At 43.5% G+C, this 21,080-nt stretch carries 15 protein-coding genes; 1 reads left to right on the forward strand and 14 read right to left on the reverse strand.

Annotation, left to right across the window (positions count from 1 at the left end; translation table 11 throughout):
* Nucleotides 1–3 precede the first annotated feature (3 nt).
* The 9 genes from BN162_RS15985 to tdh all read right to left on the reverse strand — a co-directional run bounded on the left by BN162_RS15985 (nucleotide 4) and on the right by tdh (nucleotide 12,233).
* Nucleotides 4–1,200, reverse strand: coding sequence for a hypothetical protein (locus BN162_RS15985; protein WP_020226135.1), 1,197 nt, complete (start codon nucleotides 1,198–1,200; stop codon nucleotides 4–6).
* A gap of 194 nt (nucleotides 1,201–1,394) precedes the next feature.
* On the reverse strand, nucleotides 1,395–3,239 hold the full coding sequence (locus BN162_RS15990; protein WP_167540030.1) for an ABC transporter ATP-binding protein: 1,845 nt from the start codon (nucleotides 3,237–3,239) through the stop codon (nucleotides 1,395–1,397).
* Nucleotides 3,199–5,022, reverse strand: coding sequence for an ABC transporter ATP-binding protein (locus tag BN162_RS15995; protein ID WP_020226137.1), 1,824 nt, complete (start codon nucleotides 5,020–5,022; stop codon nucleotides 3,199–3,201). Before BN162_RS15995 ends, BN162_RS15990 begins: the two co-directional genes overlap by 41 nt.
* Nucleotides 5,023–5,126: 104 nt before the next feature.
* Nucleotides 5,127–6,113: a sensor histidine kinase gene (locus BN162_RS16000; protein ID WP_020226138.1), complete on the reverse strand. Its 987-nt coding sequence runs from the start codon at nucleotides 6,111–6,113 to the stop codon at nucleotides 5,127–5,129.
* On the reverse strand, nucleotides 6,110–6,781 hold the full coding sequence (locus BN162_RS16005) for a LytR/AlgR family response regulator transcription factor (protein WP_020226139.1): 672 nt from the start codon (nucleotides 6,779–6,781) through the stop codon (nucleotides 6,110–6,112). The genes BN162_RS16000 and BN162_RS16005 overlap by 4 nt, the downstream gene beginning before the upstream one ends.
* 62 nt (nucleotides 6,782–6,843) lie before the next feature.
* Nucleotides 6,844–7,347, reverse strand: a complete 504-nt coding sequence (locus BN162_RS16010) for a GNAT family N-acetyltransferase (RefSeq protein WP_020226140.1) — start codon at nucleotides 7,345–7,347, stop codon at nucleotides 6,844–6,846.
* 676 nt (nucleotides 7,348–8,023) lie between these two features.
* Nucleotides 8,024–9,748, reverse strand: coding sequence for an FAD-binding protein (locus BN162_RS16015; RefSeq protein ID WP_020226141.1), 1,725 nt, complete (start codon nucleotides 9,746–9,748; stop codon nucleotides 8,024–8,026).
* Nucleotides 9,749–9,974: 226 nt separating this feature from the next.
* Nucleotides 9,975–11,168 (reverse strand): glycine C-acetyltransferase, encoded by a 1,194-nt coding sequence (locus tag BN162_RS16020; RefSeq protein WP_020226142.1) that lies wholly within the window; start codon nucleotides 11,166–11,168, stop codon nucleotides 9,975–9,977.
* Nucleotides 11,169–12,233 (reverse strand): L-threonine 3-dehydrogenase, encoded by a 1,065-nt coding sequence (gene tdh / locus BN162_RS16025; RefSeq protein WP_020226143.1) that lies wholly within the window; start codon nucleotides 12,231–12,233, stop codon nucleotides 11,169–11,171. It abuts the gene before it with no gap.
* Between the two features lie 242 nt (nucleotides 12,234–12,475).
* On the opposite strand from tdh, the gene BN162_RS18165 reads away from it, so the two are divergent.
* Nucleotides 12,476–13,951, forward strand: coding sequence for a polysaccharide deacetylase family protein (locus BN162_RS18165; RefSeq protein ID WP_020226145.1), 1,476 nt, complete (start codon nucleotides 12,476–12,478; stop codon nucleotides 13,949–13,951).
* 406 nt (nucleotides 13,952–14,357) lie between these two features.
* Here BN162_RS18165 and BN162_RS16040 read toward each other — a convergent pair whose 3' ends face one another.
* The 5 genes from BN162_RS16040 to BN162_RS16060 form a co-directional block, all read right to left on the reverse strand.
* The gene (locus BN162_RS16040; protein ID WP_020226147.1) at nucleotides 14,358–15,461 is read right to left on the reverse strand and encodes a hypothetical protein; all 1,104 of its coding nucleotides are present in this window, start codon (nucleotides 15,459–15,461) and stop codon (nucleotides 14,358–14,360) included.
* A 75-nt stretch (nucleotides 15,462–15,536) separates the two neighbouring features.
* Nucleotides 15,537–16,559 carry a hypothetical protein gene (locus BN162_RS16045; RefSeq protein WP_020226148.1) on the reverse strand — a complete coding sequence of 341 codons (1,023 nt, stop codon included), beginning with the start codon at nucleotides 16,557–16,559 and terminating at the stop codon, nucleotides 15,537–15,539.
* Nucleotides 16,556–19,030 carry an RHS repeat protein gene (locus tag BN162_RS16050; RefSeq protein ID WP_147612209.1) on the reverse strand — a complete coding sequence of 825 codons (2,475 nt, stop codon included), beginning with the start codon at nucleotides 19,028–19,030 and terminating at the stop codon, nucleotides 16,556–16,558. The genes BN162_RS16045 and BN162_RS16050 overlap by 4 nt, the downstream gene beginning before the upstream one ends.
* Before the next feature lie 382 nt (nucleotides 19,031–19,412).
* On the reverse strand, nucleotides 19,413–20,288 hold the full coding sequence (locus BN162_RS16055) for a ParB/RepB/Spo0J family partition protein (RefSeq protein WP_020226150.1): 876 nt from the start codon (nucleotides 20,286–20,288) through the stop codon (nucleotides 19,413–19,415).
* The gene (locus BN162_RS16060) at nucleotides 20,275–21,069 is read right to left on the reverse strand and encodes a ParA family protein (RefSeq protein WP_020226151.1); all 795 of its coding nucleotides are present in this window, start codon (nucleotides 21,067–21,069) and stop codon (nucleotides 20,275–20,277) included. The genes BN162_RS16055 and BN162_RS16060 overlap by 14 nt, the downstream gene beginning before the upstream one ends.
* Nucleotides 21,070–21,080 lie beyond the last annotated feature (11 nt).

The following is a 21,080-nucleotide window of genomic DNA, read 5'->3' on the forward strand; positions in this document are numbered from 1 at the left end:
TTTTTAATGATGGAAACGGAAGAATTCCTGAACGCGTGAAGCGTAGTGTCCCAGCACAATCAGATGATGGTTGCCAATCGGCTCTTTCAGCAGCGTTTCCAACCCCTGCGGCAATGAGACGCGAATCTGCGTGCGGCACAGATGTTTTTCGTTCAGATTTTCAACAATTTCACCGTCCTGAACAAAGTAGCGGTCCATCAGCGCCGAACATTTGAACACCGTGGCTTCGCCCTCACGCAAATGACCGGCCAGCGCAACGCCCAAATCCGACTCAAAATGCGTCATTAACCGGAAAGCACTCGGCATCGTTAACGGCAAGGTGCAGTGAGCGAAAATGATCTGTTTCGGCTGCGAGAGAATCCGCGAAGGATTGCACATAAAGACCGGCTGATCTGTCAGTTTGCCGATCAGCGTCATAGCGGTCAAGGACGGCATATCGCCTTCGCAGCCGCCGTAGATTCCTTCGGCATTCAAAATCGCCAGCGCCAGACAGCCGGTACTCTTCACCGGGCCCAACAGGTCGAAGCAGCGCACAGTCACGCCGTTGAGCTGATATTTCTGACAGAGGCGCTTGAGCGCACCGTAGATTTCCAACGATTTCTGCATTTCCGCCTGCGGCCAAGCTTGGCTGCGCAGCAGGCGGGTATATTCGTTTTCTTCCACCTGATGTTTCTCGATTTCCGCAAAGAACTCCTCCATCGAAATGGAAACCAGCTCAATCCCGGTCTTCTCACGGACTTGGTCGGCATCGACATGGCTGGAAATCAGCCAGTCTGACGGATCGCCGACACTGCCTAAACGCAGTCCCTGCAGTTCCTTTTCAACCTTGAACACCTGAACCAGATCGCTTAAACGCGCAGCCATATCGTCCAGATCGCCATGCAGAATTTCCGCCTGTACGCCTTTCTGACGCAGGTAGGACAGAATTTCCATCGATGCGGCCAGCGAGTTGTTTTCGCCAGAGGTCAAAAGGAAAATTGGCTCTTTTAAATACGGCTCCAGCTTCAGAAAGCGCCCTTCCGTACCGCCTCCGCCGACAAACACCACTGTCATGGCTTCCTCTTTTAATGCTTCCGGCTGAACAATTTCTAACGTGTGTCCGCAGCGCCGGGACAGTTCTTCCAGATAGTTCCGATTCAAGACATCCCGATCCTCCATATCTGCATTCATGCTTTGCAGATAGCCAATCCCAATCTTCATGATAACCCTTCTTTCTTAATTTTATTGTAACCTTACTGCGGCCAAAGTACAATCAATCTGCCGGACTTCTTCGCTGGCTTCCTGCCCTTTTTTGCACGATTTCTAATTGTTTGGTATAAAAAAGAAAAAGACTGAAAGAAGGATTTATTCCCTACTTTCAATCTCCATTGATACTTTTCAGAACTGAAACTGCCTCAGATCAGCTTGAGCGCAGGACGGCGGTAATACTGTGCCTGAGCTTCCCATAACTCCTGATACAAACCTGGCTGAGCGGCCAGCTGATCATGGGTTCCCCGCTGAATAATCTGCCCTTGATCAAACACAATGATTTCATCACAAAACTTGCAGCTGCTCATCCGGTGAGAAATGAAGATCGACGTCTTATCTTTGACCAGTTCGCTGAAATTCTCATAGATTTCCGCTTCCGAGATCGGATCCAAGGCCGCCGTTGGTTCATCCAAAATGACGATCGGGGCATCCTTATATAAAGCCCGGGCAATCGCTGCTTTCTGCGCTTCCCCACCGCTCAGCAGTTCGCCGTCGCCATTTTCTTTGCCCAGCTGGGTTTTTAAGCCCTGCTTCATCTTCTGTAGACGCGGACCTAGACCTACTTCCTCCAGAACCTGACATGCCCGTTTCTCATCGACCTGACTGCCGGAAGCCAGGTTCTCTCCCAGCGGCATTTCCATCAATTTAAAATCCTGGAACACAACCGAGAAAATCTGCATGTATTCCTCAATATCATACTTGCGGATATCAATGCCGTTTAACAGAATCCGCCCGCTCGTCGGTTCAGCCAGCCGGCACATCAGCTTGATGAACGTTGTTTTGCCGGCGCCGTTGCGTCCCACTACCGCAAAGTGTTTTTTCATTTCCAGATCAAAGCTGACGTCTTTTAAAGCGTACACCTTTTGGCCTGGATAACAATAGGAAACATGATCAAAGGTCAGATGGTATTCATGATCATCCCGCTTCTCGATCGGCAGCGTGCCTTCGTAGCCCAGATTCGGCCGCTGAATGAACGCTTCATAACTGTTGAGGTACTCATAACGATAAGCAAGGTTGTTGTAGCTGGACGCCAAAGTCACCAGCGACGTGGTAAAACGCAGAATGGCATTGGCATACAACATGACTTCACCGATGCCGATCGTTCCCTGCATCGCGATGATCCCAATGACCAGATACGTCATGCCGGAAGCCAGCTGGGTCAGAAACAGAATGAAGCCATTGATCCTGCCATTGGTCGTGCCCCAGTCCATATAGAACCGGGCACCGATCAGTGTCTTTTCAAACAACTGAAGAATGAGTTCCTGCATTTGAAACAGCCGGATGTCTTTGCCATGATTAATGCTCATGCCCAGATTGCCGACATAGTTGGAAATCGCATTGTTATGCACGTTGTCCCGTTTCATCTTTTGAAGCAGTTGGCCGGACTTGGCACTGAGCCGCGAACCGATCCCAATCACCGCGCTGTAGACAAGCAGCAGCGCCCCCAAACTGAGTAACGGCAGGGTTTTATCCTGGGCGGACAGAAAGATCTGAACTAACAGAAGAGCGACAAAAAGCAGGGAGAACAGCATCGAAAAAAACATGGTCAGAAATTGAAGCAGATCGCGCAGCTGCTCGCCGGTACCGCCTCCGCCGTTGCTGCCCTGGTCCGCCTTGCGGATCTCATCCAGGGTCTCGGTCTTTTCCAGATCCTCGTATTCGATCTGATATGACTTTTCAATGACACGCTGACGGATCTTATATTCCGAAATATCACGGATTTTGATAAACCGCTGATTTAAAGCCTTACTGATCAGTGTAAGCAAACCACTGAGGCCGATCATCCAAAATACATTGTTCATCGCCGGCTCAAACTGACTGATCATCAACAGATTGAGAATCCGGGCTGAGAAATAGAGCGTGATGAACGGCACTGACGCCGTTATCAAAGCGGTTAAAAAGAGATAGAGAATTAAATGGGGTTCGCTTGCCTGCATCATGCGGATAAACTTACAGGTTTCCTGCCAGGCTTCCTTCAAACGCATACTCATCCTCTCCTTCCTGATAATAATGACTCTGCACTTCAAACATAGCCGCATATTGTCCCTTTTGCCGCATCAGTTCTTCATGCGTGCCGTCTTCCACAATTCGGCCGTTTTCCAGAAACAGAATGCGGTCGCAGAACTGGGTGGAAGACAGGCGGTGAGAGATAAACAGCGAGGTATGATTTTCGACCAGACCGCCGTACATTCGATACATTTCATTTTCCGCGATGGCATCCAGCGCCGCCGTCGGCTCATCCAGGATCAGCATCTTCGCTTCCTTATATAATGCCCGGGCCAGGATCAGGCGCTGAACTTCCCCGCCGGAAAGCTGAATTCCGCTCTCATCCAAATCTTTGCCGATAAATGTGAGTTCCTGATTCGGTAGGGTTTTGATCTTATCCCATAAATTAGCCTGTTTCAGCGCGAAGAACACTTTTTCCCGATCGGTTTTGTCCAACGGCTTGCCGGAGACATTTTCCGCAATCGTCACGGACATAACCATGGCATCCTGAAAGACCACGGCCAGCTGATCCTGAAAGCTTTCCCGATTTCTTTCGGTAAGCGGCTGACCATTCAGCCGAATCTGTCCGCTGTCGGGAGTATAAAGTCCGCATAACAGCTTGACCAGAGTCGTCTTGCCAGCACCGTTGATGCCGACCAGCGCCACCTTCTGACCCGCAGGAATTTCAAGGCAGAAATCATCGAGGACGGGTTCCCCTTTCTGATCATACCGGAACGAAACATGATCAAACGTGAACGCCAACGTCGCCGCGGAATCTTTTACCTCTTCCGGGGAAATCGTTGATTTTCCGGAATCAATGTATTCACGGTAGAAACTAAACCGCATCAGATCGTTGCTGATCAACGCCAGCATTTCGCTGATTGTGGAAAACCATGTGGAAAACCCGCCGATAATACCTAACAAGAAGACAAACTGAGCGATGCTCATTCCCTGCATCAGACTGAATATCAGCCAGCTGTACGCTGCCAGATCTCGGATCACCTGAATGATGACCCCGGCTAAGTCATAGCTGAAGTAAGCTTTGCGAACCTGCCCGTAGATCGTTTCCAATCGATGGTTCAGCTTTCGGTAGTAGTCTGCCAGCCAAGGCCGCAGACCATAAAGCCGGATATCCTTGCCCGCGGCAACATCATAGGTTTCTTTGCGCAGGTACCACGTCGAACGGATGATCTGACTGGATTCTTCCAGGGTCGCTTCTTCTTTTTTCCGGGCATAGAAATAAACAAAATACTGAATGACGGACAAGCCGAGTAAAAGACAGATCAGCTGGATGTTGGTGACTCCGATGATCAGCGAATAGAGAACCAGGCCCGCAATGTTCACCGCAAGCTTGATGTTGTGATGGCAGAATCCTTCCAAACCATGATCGTTGCTGCTCAGGGATTCGGTCGCTTTGGTCATCAGCGTCTGGGTTTCATGACTTTCTACCTTCTGATAATCGCGGGTCAGCGTGCTGTGAAAAAGTTCTTCCCAAAAGTTTTTCAGGCGGTAAAGGATAAACTGCATCGCTGAACGATTTTCCAGAAAGGCCTGAATTCCATGAATCACACCATAAATCAGAAATGAGCCAAGACAGACCGCGGCCAAGACAGAAACGCCGGCGTTTTGTTCCAGACAGGCGATGATCAGCGAAGGCATCAGCACCCCCATTAACGGTGTTACTGCGGAAAAAATCACCTCGGCAATCCCATAAACGATCATTTTCCGGTCATATTTCCACATCCTGGAATAAACAAGATGATATGAACTGCGGACGCTGTATTTCATTCAGGACTCCCCCTCTTTGATATTTCGGTATTTTGATTATAGAGTACAACTTCGCCAACGAACAAAAAAGTGCATGAAATGTTGATTTTCATGCACGAATCGTGTCACAGCGGAAGCATGATTTCGGTCACAAAGATGCCTGGCTCATTTTTACGGTTGATATACCCGCCGTATTTCTCCACTTCCAAATTGATGCGCTTCAGCCCATGACCATGATTGCCGCGCTTCTGGGTAATGTATTCCTCATCCAGCTTGCGTACGACTTCCGAAGTGGCATTGCTGAGGGAAATGTAAAGCTGCTGCTTGAACACACCGATATACAAACGGATGAAACGACCGGATTCTACCGTTTCGCAGGCTTCCATCGCATTGTCGATCAGATTGCCGAGAATGACGCACAAATCCAGATCGGTCACCTTCAGCTTCGGCGGCACAGTCGCTTTATAGTCCAAAGCGATATCTTTTTTCAGCGCCATCGAAAGCTTGGAATTCAGGATGGCGTCGACGTTCAGATTGCCGCTGTCCACCAGTTCATAAATATCATCCAGATCCTGTTCCAACTCATTCAAATAAGCCTGAGCCTCAGGAATCTGATTCATCCGCAGCTGAGCTTTCAGGTTCTGCAGGTGATTGTGATAATCATGCCGCCATCCGCGCATGATCTGATAAATGTTATTGACTTCTTCCATCTGCTGAACGAGAATCTTGTTCTGATACTCCATCATCCGTTCCTCATAGCTGCGCCGCAGAAAGCGCTGATTGGCACTGCCTACGCCATAAAGCAGAAGACTAAGACCCAGAAAAAGCAAAAGCTGGTCGGTCAGCACCCCATAGAAAACAAAGAAGATCATGCTCAGTCCCATGACTGCCAAAATGAGCGGACGGCTCTGACTGCGCTGCTGCTCTAGGATCAGACAAAGCAGATAGGTCAGGATGAAAAACGGCAGAAAGGATCGGGTCAGTCCATAACTCAAGGCTCCGCCGATCAGCACTGCCAGATCCAGAATCAGACTTTTACGCTGAAACCGCAGCCACAAAAGCACGATCAGGGCGATCCCCGGCAAGCACTCGATCATATTCGTCACAATCATAGACTGATTCCTTTATTGTATTCGATAAAGGCTTCACTGACAGTTTTTAGCTGGGATCGGGCTACTGGCAGCGTGAATGAGCCTGCTGACAGTTCTTCACGACGAATTTGATCAACTTTGGCAATATTGACCAGATAGGAACGATGGATCATGACAAACGAATCATCCAGCATTGTTTTTAATTCGCGAATGCCGATTTTCTCTTTTTGCCGGTGATCTTCAAAAACCAGATGGCAGTAATGGGCTTCTGCTTCGACATAGACCAGGACATTCAGATCAATCCGGTTTCCATTGAGCAAGATTGACCGTTTGGTGGAAGCCTGGATTTCACCGAGGATCGCAAAGAGCTGCGATGGCTGGATCGGTTTGATCAGATAGCGCAGAGCGTTGACCTCATATCCTTCGAACACGTATTCTTTAGTTGCGGTCAAAAACAAAAGCGGAACCTGCGGATCGGCTCTCCGGATCTGCCGAGCCAGCTCCATTCCGTTTTGATTCCGCATCTGGATATCCAGAATGATCAGATCGAATGGATAGCGTCCATCGCACTCAAAAAGCATCTGTTCGGCACTTTCATACCAGACCAGATTGACTTTGCCCCACCGGCACAGGAGTTCTTCCAGAATCTCCTTCTGTATTTTCTCATCTTCACAATAAGCAATGTTCATGACTTCATTTTAACCTGCCCTGCGCTTCACTGGCAAGCCTAAATTTCCAGGGCTTTAGCGGCTCATTGCGGATAACAGACCATTACTGTTTCTCCATGGATATCCTTTTTCTCTATAAACTGAAATCCAAATTTCTGATAGAGGCGAATGGCTGCGGTATTCTCAGGATAGACACTGAGATAGATTTCCCTGCCCGGATATTGTGCCTGAAGTTTTCTAAGCAGTAAATCCAGCGCGGCTTTGCCATATCCCCGGCCCTGAACCTGAGCGTCGATCAAAAAACGATCGAGCCACACGCGGCCAGGCTGGGGACAAAAGGTCAGACCTTCCTTCAGTTTCCGAGGCGGCAGCGGAGTCGGATACTCTTTCTCAAAAAAACCTGTCATCGCAAACCCAACCGGCTGATCTCCATCGTAAATTCCGATCGGCTGCCAACGCTCATCCGCCTTGGCTTCTGTTAAACATTGTTCCACTGACTCAATAAAATTTTCCTGTCGTTTGGCCACCCGCAGCGCAAGTAAGGCTTTTCGGTTTTGCGGTGTCAGCGGTCTCAGCATTAAATTCATGATTACACTTCCTTTTCCAAAGAAAAAACCGATCCTCTCTGGATTTGCCTGATTCCTTCAATGCTTTTGTACGCAAAAGCGGAAATCAGAATCCTGAAAGCGACCGGCTTGATTGAGTACGCTCAAAAGGCCATTTCGGTCATTTCTTTATTTCATTATAAGAATCCGATTCCAGTTTGTCAATCTGGCTGTCAGTTCTGCACTCAGCGCTACATGTCCGTGATTCTTCCATCTCCTGTTTGGTTTTCAAGGTATCATCAGCTGTGGATTTTCATTCCCAGCAGATCAGTCAATAAAAACCTTATCGCAAGGAGTCCTTGAATGCGTCTGTAAAATTATACATTCGAAGAAACCTTAAAATTCGTAGGATACATTGTTTTCAAATATCCAACCGGAGCAGAGGCAATGTTTTTTAACTCAACGGCAAGTAAGGAATCGCTGAAAATATATCTGAAAAAGGCTTCTTCGATCCCAAATTTTACTATTACAGAATTTTACCCTTAATTCAGTAAAGAGCGAAAGATTAGTAATCCTATCATCGCTGGCCATTGACATTTACGGAAATCACTTTTAGTTAAAAAATGACATTTTTCCAACCTATCAATTCGTAAAATAAGCATTTTTTCAACTTTACTCCAAAAAAAAAGGAGCAGAACGCTCCTTCTCCAGTTTTGATTTATTTCAGAGCTGCCGCAGCGTTTTCACCCGCGACCTTACCGAAGACAACCGACTGTGAATAGCCGCCTGTCTGCGAAGTAACTTCACCGGCTGCATACAGGCCGTTGACGACGCTTCCGTCTTCAAACAGAACCTGAGCTTTTTCGTTAGCCGCAACGCCGCCCTTAGTCATATGGTTGGCTGCTTCAACACGAACGCCGTAGAATGGGCCTTCGGCATCCAATGCACGGGAAGGAACTTTGCCCAGAACAGGATTTTCAGCGCCGGCTTCAGCATCTGCATTGTACTGTTCAACACTGGCTTTCAGACCCGCTGCATCAATGCTCAGCGCGGCTGCCAGTTCATCCAGCGTCTTGCCTTCTGCATAATAACCTAAGCCGACATGCTTACGGATACGATAGAAGGAATCATAGCCTGTCTTATCAGTAATGTAGTAAGCCGCGCCATCGGTCTGGCTCTGAATCATCTTTGCGCGATCCAGTCCAGAAGCATTGGCCAACAGTTCGCCTTCTTTGTTTACCAACAGATTCATATCCGCACCGCCGGTCAGATCCCGACGTGGAACGATGATGTTGGCAAAGACGCTCATTTTGCCCATGTTTTCCATCTTGTAGCCGTTAGCTTCAAAAATCTTAACATAGTCGCCAGTTGTTCCCATCTGGTTGGAAGTGTTCATAATTTCATAACCTGGAGCATATTCCGCTAACAATTCCTTGTTCGAGCAGAAACCACCCGTCGCAATGATGACCGCCTGAGCCTGAATGTCATAGCTTTCATTGTCATTGTTCGTGACCTTGACGCCTGTGACGTCCTTGCCGTCCAGGATCAGTTCTTCGCCCTTCGTGCCGGTGCGGATATCGACGCCCAGTTCCTTAGCCTGCTTTTCCAAACCGGCCTGGATAACTTCACCCGAATACTGGTTGTCTTCTGCCATGTGGTTGGTTCCGCCATAGTTATAGTTCAGTTCAACACCCATCGCTCTTAACCAGGCATCCAATTCGTTTTCTTCGTTGGCCCACACTTCAATCCGTTCTGCGGATTCGCCGGTGTCCTTCTTGCTTTCGATGAAATTTTCAACCTGATTGACTGTCCATTCTTCATTGCCAGCCTTCTTCTGAGCTTCAGTATTGATAATATCGAAGAAGTTCATATCAAACTTACCGTTACCGCTTAAGATATCCAGCTTTTCAACGACGATGACGTTGGCATTCGCATTGGTCTGCTTCGCACCGATCGCTGCCGCCAAGCCCGCAGGCCCGCCGCCGACAATCACGATATCGCAGGTTTCAGCTTCACGCTGAGATGCTGGTTTTTCCGGTCCCTGCGTGGTCATGGTGATTTCTTCCACATCCATGCCAGCCTGCTTCATCGCATCCGCAACCGCGCTCTTCACGCCGAAGGATGAGAATGTTGCGGCGCTGACATTGTCAACGACCGGTGAATTGGCTTCTAAGATTCTTTCCTTCATTACCGGGAAAGCACGATCGATAACGACATTGGTTTCATGGCTGTCAACCAGCTCAATATCCGTAATCTTCTGATCAGCGATTGTGACTTTTAAGTTCATCTCGCCGCCGTAGCCTGTACCCTTTACCTCATAGACACCAGAGTTCCCTGCTTCCGGTGCTGTGGATGGGGTCTGCTGAGCAGCCTGATTTGAGCAAGCAGCCAAGCTTGCTGCTAATAAGCCCGCAAGACCGACCTTCACAAATTTGTTGTTCATGTTTGCCTCCTGTGTAGATCTCCTCTACAAACCCTATTGTATCGAAAACAATTCGATAGTCAAGTTAAAAAATTCACATGATTTTCACAATATGAACACAATTAAGCTCAATAAAGACGGAGATAAAAGGGTTTTATCGTTATTTCTGGAATAATTTTCAAGAAATGAAAACTTTTTGAAATTCAAAAGAAACCTGTTTTCTTGACGAAAACAGGTTGTTTTTCACTTATTTTTTCATTTCTTCGCGAACTTCACAGAAGCAGCGGACGATCGTGTCGATATCTTCATGGGTGTGGGCAGCGCTGACCTGCGTCCGAATGCGGGCTTTCCCCTTCGGAACGACTGGATAAGAGAATGCGACAACATAGATTCCCTTCTCCATCATTCGGCTGGCCATTTCCGCCGCGGTCTTTTCATCATACAGCATAACCGGAACAATCGGATGCACGCCCGGGATAATATCAAATCCGGCATCCGTCATTTTCTGACGGTAATACGCTGTGATTTCCTCCAAATGATCGCGCAGGGAGGTATCTGCTTCAAGCATTTTAAAGACTTCCAGAGAAGCGGCAACAATCGCCGGAGCCAGCGTATTGGAGAACAGATAAGGCCGGCTGCGCTGACGAAGCAGATCGACGATTTCCTGACGGGCAGCGGTAAAGCCTCCCGAAGCTCCGCCCAGGGCCTTGCCTAACGTTCCGGTGATGATATCAACGCGTCCTTCAACGCCGCAGTATTCCGCAGTTCCCCGGCCATGCTTTCCGACAAAGCCGGCAGAATGACTGTCGTCCACCATCACCAGAGCGTTAAATTCATCTGCCAAATCGCAGATTGATTTCAGATCGGCGATAATTCCATCCATCGAGAAAACACCGTCCGTAGCGATCAATTTGATCCGGGCGCCGTTAGCATCCGCAGCGATCAGCTGCTGGCGCAGATCATTCATATCATTATTCTTATAGCGGAAACGCTTGGCCTTGCACAGACGTACTCCGTCAATGATGCTGGCATGATTCAGCTCATCGCTGATGATCGCATCCTCCGGACCTAAGATCGTTTCAAACAGACCGCCGTTCGCATCAAAGCAGGAGGAATATAAAATCGTGTCATCCATCCCCAGAAAATGCGAAATTGCGGCTTCCAGCTGTTTGTGGCTGTCCTGTGTCCCGCAGATAAACCGGACGGATGCCAGACCATAGCCCTTTTCCTCATACGATTTTTGAGCGGCCTGAATTAAGCGTGGATTGTTGCCTAAACCAAGATAATTGTTGGCGCACATGTTGATGACTTCCCGGCCATCTTCCAGCCGGACATGAGCCGACTGCGGCGTAACAATTAGACTTTCACCTTTAAACAGACCGGCTTCTTTAATCTCCGCGACTTCGTTGGCGTAAAACTGCAGTGCTTCTGATTTATTCATTTATTTTTCCTCCTTCTGCAGCGAACTCCAATCCAGTACGACTTTGCCGGATTGTCCGGAATTCATTGCTGCAAAGCCTTTCTCATAATCCTGAATGTCAAACCGATGGGTGATCACGGCGTCAATGTTCAAGCCACTTTGCAGCATTGTGGACATTTTATACCAGGTTTCCCACATTTCCCGGCCGTAGATTCCTTTGATCGTTAAACCGTTGAAAATCACCTTTTCCCAATTGATCCGGGCCTCTGCTTTCTGCAGCCCCAGCAAGGCAATTTTCCCGCCGTTTTTCATGTTGTTGACCATATCGTTAAAACCAGACTGAGCTCCGCTCATTTCCAGACCTACGTCAAAGCCTTCTTTCATTCCCAACTCATGCATGACCTCCGGCAGCTGCTCCTGGGCCACGTTGACCGTGCGGGTTGCCCCCAGTGTCTTAGCCAAATTCAGCCGATATTCATTGACATCGGTAATGACAACATGTCTTGCCCCAACATGCCGGCAGATCGCAGCCGCCATGCATCCAATCGGCCCGGCCCCGGTAATCAGTACATCCTCACCGATCATATCAAACTGCAGAGCGGTATGGACAGCGTTGCCCAGCGGATCAAAGCAGGAATATAATTCTTCGCGGATGGATGGGTCACAGTGCCAGGCATTCTTTGCCGGGATCACCAGATACTGAGCGAAGGCTCCGTTGCGGTTGACCCCCACGCCCTGTGTATTCCGGCATAAATGCGGCTGTCCGGCCAGACAGTTACGGCAATGTCCGCAGGTAATATGACCCTCGCCGCTGACGAGGTCACCGACCTGAAAGCCTTCGACATTCTCTCCCACCTCAACTACTTCACCAACATATTCGTGACCAGCTGTTAATCCGATGGGAATCGTATGCTGCGCCCATTCATTCCAGTTGTAAATATGCACATCGGTGCCACAGATTGACGTCTTGCGGATTTTAATCTTCACATCATTTTTTCCACATTCCGGAATCGGCACCTGCTTCAGCCATAAGCCAACATCGGCCTTTTCCTTCACTAAAGCCCACATCATTTTGACTTCACTCATCTTGTTCCTCCTTTGCTTTGTAAGCGGTATCTTTAACTTTATAGTGCCTTAGTTTCGCGCGAAATGCAAGACACTTTTTTAGAATTGTCCGCATATCAAAGACACTTTCTTCATTTATCCGTCCCGCTTTCTGAAATTTGTGAAAATCCTTTGAAAATTACAGTAGATCTTGAATTCGCCTCTGTATTTTTCATGATTCGACAAAATGCGGCAACAATAAGAAGAGTGAAGGAGGGATGCGTGTGAAATTCGCCGCCAGAAAATCTAGTCCCCGATATCCAAACCGAGTCCCAGGTGTGTTTCTCTTTCTCTTCATCGGCGGTCTTTTGTGTCTGTTTGGTTTCTGGTCGCTTTCCATTGGACAAAAACCGAAAAAGCCAATCTTTCTTGAAGCGGAGGATCGTCAGTTAGATCACGCACTGCATCAAAAGCAGGATGACTTTGAGATTGTTGTCTTTTATCCCCAGGAACCTCAGGAGATTGTGAGCACAGCGAAACAGCAGGCGGAGCAATTAATGACTTCATTAAGCACTAAAAATACGGAAATGCCCGAGCTTCCTGCAGCCAAACAGGAGAACCCGGAACCAGTCTTAATTAAGGCAGATTATCACACGGAAATCCTGGAACAGAATACGCTGTCCGTTGTTTATCTGATTCAGAAAAAAGTCGGCGATCAGATTGAAGAAGATCATTGGGGCTATATTCTCGATCTGCAAACAGGTGAGTTAATCACGGCCGATCAGGCGTTTGATCAAACGGGACTGGATCGGATTTCCGCTTTATTCCGGGATGCGATGAAGAACCAAGAAGCAACGCATGATTTAGCTTATACCTTATCTTTTATTACGGCCAGCGCTCCCGCCGCAGAGAACTTTTCCTCTTTTTATTTAGAAGAAAATCAGCTGACGTTTTTCGTCGATGTCGCTGTCGAAAGTCTTTCAGAAGTCGGCAGCAATGAAGAAAACATCCTAAAAACCACGTCTGCTATGGAAAAAGAGTTGCGTTGGTCTGTTGATCGGAATCGGTTGGGTTCTCATTTCCTGTTGAAGCCGGGGGAGGAAGAAGAAAATTTATTTATTCCGCCGCGGACTGTCGATCCTCAGCGGCCAATGATAGCGCTGACCTTTGATGATGGTCCCCATCCCAGAAATACGCCGCGCATTCTGGAAACCTTAAAAACATATGACGGAGCTTCGACTTTTTTCATGGTCGGCACCAATGTAGAGCGTTATCCTGACGTAGTTTTGCAGGTGGCGGAAAACGGCAGTGAAATTGCCTCGCATACCTACAATCATCCTAATTTAACCCGGCTTTCCGCAGACAGTTTAAATGTCCAGTTAAATCGTGTCAGTGAGCTGGTCAATGATCTGACTCATCAGCAAATTCAAATCCAAACCCTACGTCCACCTTACGGCGCAGTCAACGAACAAGTGAAAGAGGCTTCCCCAACGCCATTGATTCTCTGGAGCCTGGATACCTTGGACTGGAAAACCCGCAGCGCGGAAAAAACGGTGGATCTTGTTCTCAGTCAGGTTGAGGATGGTGATATTATCCTGATGCATGATATCCATGCTGAATCTGCAGATGCTGCAGAAACGCTCATTCCAAAACTGACTGAAATGGGATTTCAATTAGTCACAGTTCAGGAACTGATGGAAGCTAAAGGATTGGAAATGCTTCCCGGACAGAAGATTTTCAGTGCTAATCAAGACAAATAATTAGCATTTCCGGGGTAATAGATATGAAGAAAGCATATCCTGCTTAAGAAAGTAAGATATGCTTTTATTTATAATGATTTAATATCCTTTAAATAAAATTGATTCGCAAAACTGTTCTTTTGCCTCACGAGCCAGTTGAAGTTTTCTAAAATCCAGTTGATTTAACTTCTGATGGATATAATCTTTTTCCTCCAGTTGAAGTATTGATACACAGTATTGTTTTAACGACTCCTCTAGGAATATTAGCCCTGTTTTTTCATCAAATTCATATTTATCAACCTCCCAAATCTCAAAAGTGTTATCTAATACCACATAATTGATCTACAAATAGAAAAAATAAGCTGATTTCATTGGTACGCTGCTCATCTTCATATTCTATTTTCTCGTAAATTTATTCTTGTGAAAACTATAGTTCACCATAAAGTTTTAAATGTCTCCTAATTTGTCTTAATGAATAATTTCTACACTTAGAATCATCGACATTCAACAAACTAAACCTTGGATTAATCAAATTATCATAAGAATATTTCAATTTATCTTCAGGCTCAATCTGATAAATTGCACATCCCATATCATTGCCCAAATCGCTAATTATAATAAAGTGCTTCGTCGAATGATATTGTGTTAAGACAGAACTCAGAGGTATTGCTAAAACAATTTCATTTGAATTCAATTTCATTTGAATAAAATAACAACCTGAATACTTGTTATCAGAAGTATATACGTCTGCAAACATAGAAAGGCAATCTGTATCATTCTCAAATTTGAATGTATATGGTTTAATTTTCTCATCAGTTAAGAGTTGTGGCTTCTGCATCGTTTCTGACCAATAAAAAGTCTGATTAAATTTACTGAAGACTTGAATTTTTAAATCGTCGAACCAATAACTAAATACATATTCTTCTTGGAAATCAATTTCTTCAAATTGTAAGTTTTTAAAAGAATAATAAACATCAGGCTTTTCAACGTAATTCTCTTTTATTTCATCTTCAGTATAGTCTTTTTCAAAATAAACCTCAAAAACATCTCGTTTTGGAAATTCTAAAACGCCAATACCACTAAGTCTGGTTTTTAATTTAACAGTCTTCAAATATTCTAATTTTTCACAATTAAAGATATGAAATTGTCTATCTTCAATGAAAACAACTGAGTTCGGTAATTTATTCAAAGGTATCACAGATTTATAAATTGAAGAATGAAATTTTCCTAATTCATGATAAACAAACGTTTTATTAAGCTGATTTACATCAATGATATAAGCATATTTTGTAATGGAAGAAGCGTTTTTTTCGGAAATAGCAACAATATAATCCTCGCTTGTTGTTAACGTCATTCTTTCAATAAACCCTAGTTTTTTTGTAGTATATAAAATTCTTTCTTCACAAAGTGAATACACAATTAAAATATCCATATAATGTAAAAATAAGAGTTCATATTTTTGACTCATTCCCAACAAATGAACTAAAATAAACTTCTCATGACTTCCAGAAAACGAAATGATCTTCCTCATACATCATATCCTCTTTTCTAAATATCTAATGCAGGTATTGACAATAAACTCTATAATTTTATATTTTGACTGCCACTAAATTAACATTTTTTTACAGTTCACTTCTTTAATCTTTCTTTCAACACGATTTTCAATCAAAATCTGATCGAGATCAAGTGTTAGCCAATCGTCGTCTTCCATATCATAAACAGATATGGTAAAAGTATCAAAACCTTCGTTGATAATGGCTTTGTTCAACATTTCATCATAATAGAATGCAGATAGATTATCACTCTCAAAAAATAGATTCATTTTTTTAGTTTTCAGATTAATAAACAATAAGCTCCCTGTTGTATTTCCTTCTTTTTGTTTACCAAACCAAATATTACCCGAAAAATACTTTCCCGATTGATTTACTCTCCCATTAGTTATAGTAGTATTTTCCCATTTTAATTCTAGCCATTTAGTGTCATCCATATTTTCAATTCTAATACTGTTATTTTGAAATTCAGACAAACGAATTGTCTTTGCATTATAATATCGAATCCATTCCTTCTGTTCATTCATATTAGCAATAGGCTTAAACTCAGAATTATTGAGATTATAATGATATTCCATAGTTTTTTGGAACACCGCTAGATAATCAAAATCTTCACCTTCTGAAATTGCTATTAACTTGATAAATGATTTTTTCTGACTTGCTTCAAATAGTATTCGATTTAAACCACAATCATAGATGAACACCCTATTTTTATCACATGCAGCTATTGCGTTAGGGAAGCGTGATAATGGAGTTGATGATAATTGTGAGCCAATTCCTTTTGCAATATACTTAACAGAGAAATCAGATTCTAGTGAGTCTAATTTTAAATAATATAATGCTGCATAACGATTACTTGTATTCTTATAGGCAAAAATTATTATATATTCTTGATTTTCAGTTAAAACTGCAGTTTCTACATATCCAAGATCCTTTATTTTCAAAACGATTTTTTGGTCTTTAGTTGAATATACAACGAAACGATTTCCACTATTAAAAAACATGTAATGGTATTTTTCACTATATGCTAAAAGATGAGGCATAATTCTATTATTTCCAAAAGTAACTAGTTTTTTCATAAATACCTCACAAAGACTGCATATAACTCATCACTTGCTCGTTCTAGAAAATCTCTCATACTTGTTAATTTAGCTTTAACTCTGCCTGCAGTTATAAAATCAAAATTTTTTAAGTAGAGTAAATCATAATATTCAGAAAATGCGTTTTTAATTGCTTCATTATATGCATTTCTAATAGGGGTAACATTATGAATTGTATTATGAAACCACATATAAATCAGGGCAATATTAACGGTTTTTGATCTTTCATAAGTTTGATGATCAATACCTGATTTTTCTAATACTAATCTTGGCCTAGCATCACCATCTTTTCTAGGTACAACATGGTGTCTTCTTTTTTCGTTAGGATATGATTTATATTTTTCCGTTACTTTAGATAAGATCATTTTTATAACTATACTAAAGCCTAAAGTAGGCGTTGATCCGGCTAGTCGATTTCCAAGATCCCTTAAAGCCTCATCCAACCCTTTGTTATAATTGTTTGAAGGAGTATCTATTGTCCCTGCATTAGAACCTACACTTACTTGTGGAATAGTTGCCTCATGCTCTTGTTGTGTATCGTATGTACTCTGCTTAAGCTCATAGCCAGCGGGACAAATTACGTCCAATAAGCCAGCAACAAGATTATCTAAAGCTTGTTGTAAACTCATAATCCCTAAGAAGATTAAAGTAAGCAATGCTGCTAAAGTTATTTTATCGCCTCCAAGTTCCAATTCTCCTGAATAAGTAGATATTGGTTCACCTGTACCTTCAGGTTCTTCCTGTGCTGTAAACACGGGTTGAACATAATCAATATCATAGCCAGACTGATTCTGATTCGCTTGGGCGGTCGTTCTCACCTCTTCCGCGTTATTACCAGTTTTGTCATAAAATCGATATGGATTGTTGTTGGCAAACGTTCTTCGATTTTGACTTGTTATGTTTTCTAAAGTCCCTGTGTAATCATCCAGCTGTAAGAACATCGCGTATTTTGGTAAATAGGCTCTGTTTCTTAAATGTATTATACCACTAGAATCTTTATACTCGCCATTTAAACTGAATCCATATTTATTGGATACACCATAATCTTCATAATAATAATTATCCGATATGGAATAAATGTTTCCCAACGTGTCTGAATTTGTTGTCAATGCCACTGTTCCATTGAGTGAAGTATGATACAATGTGTTTCCAGAACCTAATCGTTCTAAGCCATAATAGTAGAATGTATTCGATCCACCGTAACGCCAACTCTTAGAGATAGTTTCTAACTGTTCTGTATTCGCCAATGAAACGTCATTAACAAAATAGTTATATGTTTCTACAATTTCCGGTCCATCTGCATAGGGAATAACCTCATTATAATTATTATAATTTACCTCATATGTTTCTTTTAATCCTGTCATATTATTGTTGGCATCATAACTATAATTATAGTAAAGACTTGAATCACCATGATCTACATAGGTTAAGTTCCCAAACAAATTATAAGAGAAATTATAAGTTGAGGAATTGGTAGAAGTAATTTGGGTTACTTCTCCATTTGCTGAATAATAGAATCGTTGTACGCCTTGTGCAGTTTCTATTCTTTCCAACAGATTATGATCATTATAAATGTAGACTTCATTTCCTTCTGGAGTTTGAGCAACCCGATCCCCTTTATAATTATAAAAATAATTCGTTGTTGTCATGTTTCCCTGAATATCCTTTTTTGTACTGGATTTCAATTGATTCATTTTGTCATAAGTATAAACGTTAGTGTATTCTTCTTTACATACTCCAGAATTTATATCGTATTTTGATTTAACTTTCTCGGTTAAAACATTTCCTTCTCCGTCATATGTATACTGTAAATCGTGGATCGTCTTCGCTTGGCTCTTTGTTGTTTTGGAAATCAACTGCCCATAAACATCATAATTTATAGTTACAGTTAATCCAAGTTCAGAAATCTGATTAACATGACCATTATCGTCATAAGTATATATGGCTTTGGGTGTTGTTAACGATCCGGCATCATCACTATAAACTTCAATAAGTTGATTCCAATCATTGTATTTTTTTAATTGAATGTTAACTTTTGGACCTGTAGGCTCATCAGCGTAATAACTTGGGCCACTATTGTCAGTAACAATAATTTTCGTCTGATTATCAAACACATCATATTCATATTCAACGACATTCCCGTTAACATCTTTTACTCTGATTAACCGATCATAAATGTCATAAGATCTTGTTTCTGTACTATAATCTGAACTTGTCAAACGATTTCCATGAGCATCATAAGTAAATGTATGAATTAGATTGCCGCAGAATTCTTTTGTAAGATTGCCAAGTGAATCATATTCATAATTAATCTCTTTCTTATCCGCTTTAATGAGCTTCGTTTTATTGCCCAGCAAATCATATTGCATGCTTAAATTAATCCCGTACTCATCATGAGAAGAGACCATTTGTCCCATTAGGTTATAGGCATACGTCGCTTCCTGCGTCACGCTATAACTTTTTTTAATAAGATTGTTTGCATTGTTATTCTACCTGTAAGCCCTTACTCTGGCAAATTATTATAAAGGGAAACTTTTGTCAAATAAAATTTCAAAAAAATATAAGGAATATATAAAATGTAATAATTAACGGAGTATATATAAATAAGAATATGATTGGATAGAATTAGAAATGTAAATATTTAAGCGTTTAAACAACAAATTATGAAATTTATTTCACAATTCTTCAAAAAAAACAGTTAATACTTAAAATAAAATTTTTAACCTAAAAAAAGAATACATGCGTTTCTTCAAATATTCGTCAGATAATCTTTTCTTTTTTATGTATAAAAACACGGTATCCTCAAAGAGTACCGTGCAAATTTACTTTCAACTACGATTCTGTTTCTTCCAGACAGTGAATCAATTCCAGAATACGATTCAGATCCTGAGTCCCGGAATACTGAATGACAATCTGCTTTTTGTCCACTTTAACCCGTGTCTGCAGCTTATTCTGCATGACTTCCTCAACATATAACAAATTCGGGTCTTCCTGCTTTTTGACCGCTTTCGGTTTCGGTTTTTCCTGACGTTCCTTGACCAACCGTTCGACTTCCCGAACAGACAAGCCTTCTTCAGCAATCTTCATTGCCATATCATAGGCTTCCCCCTCATCTTCGATCGTTACTAACGGACGAACATGCCCCATCGACAGTTTATTCTCCGTAACCAGCTGCTGAACCGACTTCGGCAGTTTCAGCAAGCGCAGCGTATTCGTAATGTGTTCACGCGACTTGCCGACACGCTGAGCCAGTTTTTCCTGTGTGTAGTCCAGACGTTCGATTAAACGCTGATAAGCCTGCGCTTCTTCAATCGCGTTGAGATCCTCACGCTGAATGTTCTCCAGCAATGAGATTTCCATCATCTGTTCTTCAGTGAACTCCATGACAATGGCTGGAATCGTTTTTAACCCAGCCTGCTTGCTTGCACGAACCCGGCGCTCGCCTGCGATCAGTTCGTAACCCTTGACGGATTTACGCAGCAGAACCGGTGTGAATACGCCATGTTCCTTAATCGACTGCGCCAGTTCACCAATCTTCGCGTCATCAAAAATCTTACGCGGCTGATAAGGATTCGGACGAATCTCGGACAGCTTAATTTCGCTCTGCCGAGTTTCATCTCCCTGCTGAATTTCTTCGATAACGTTGCTTAAATCCTCTCCGAAAATGGCGCCTAACCCTTTACCCAGCCGGGCTTCATCCTTTTTCATTGGCTTTTGCCTCCTTTGCGTTATAGGAAATGACTTCCTTAGCTAACGATGCGTAGGCCTTGGCTCCTTCCGATTTGACATCATATTCAAAAATCGTGGCGCCGCGGGAAGGCGCTTCCGACAGCTTAACATTGCGGGGAATATAGGTCTTATATACCCGCTCCTTGAAATACCGCCGGACTTCCTGCTGGACTTCGACGCTCAGCTTGGTCCGCGCATCAAACATGGTCAATAATACACCTTCAATCATCAATTTATTGTTGAAAAGACGCTGAACCAGACGAATTGTGGACAACAGCTGCGTCAGCCCTTCCAAGGCGTAGTATTCGCATTGCACCGGGATGATCACTGAATCTGCCGCAGTCAGCGCATTCGTATTTAATAATCCCAATGAAGGCGGACAGTCGATAATGATGTAATCATAATCCTCTTTTACAGCGACCAGCTTGTTTTTCAACAGCTTTTCACGGCCATATTTATATTCGACCATTTCCAAATCCGCGCCTGCCAGATCAATTGTCGCCGGCAAAATATCCAGCGGCGGAATCTTCATCGTTTTTACAGCGGCTTTGACTTCAACATCATTCATAATGACATCGTAAATACTTTTCACAAAGCTCTGGCGGGTTGCCCCGACGCCCTGTGTTGCATTACCCTGCGGATCAAAATCGACCAGTAATATTTTCTTGCCGAGATACGCCAGTCCGGCGGAAAGATTAATGCTCGTCGTCGTTTTTCCGACGCCGCCTTTCTGATTGGCTATGGCAATGATTTTTCCCATTTCTTCACATC

This window comes from Holdemania massiliensis AP2 (genome assembly GCF_000327285.1).
Taxonomy (GTDB): Bacteria; Bacillota_I; Bacilli_A; order Erysipelotrichales; family Erysipelotrichaceae; genus Holdemania; species Holdemania massiliensis.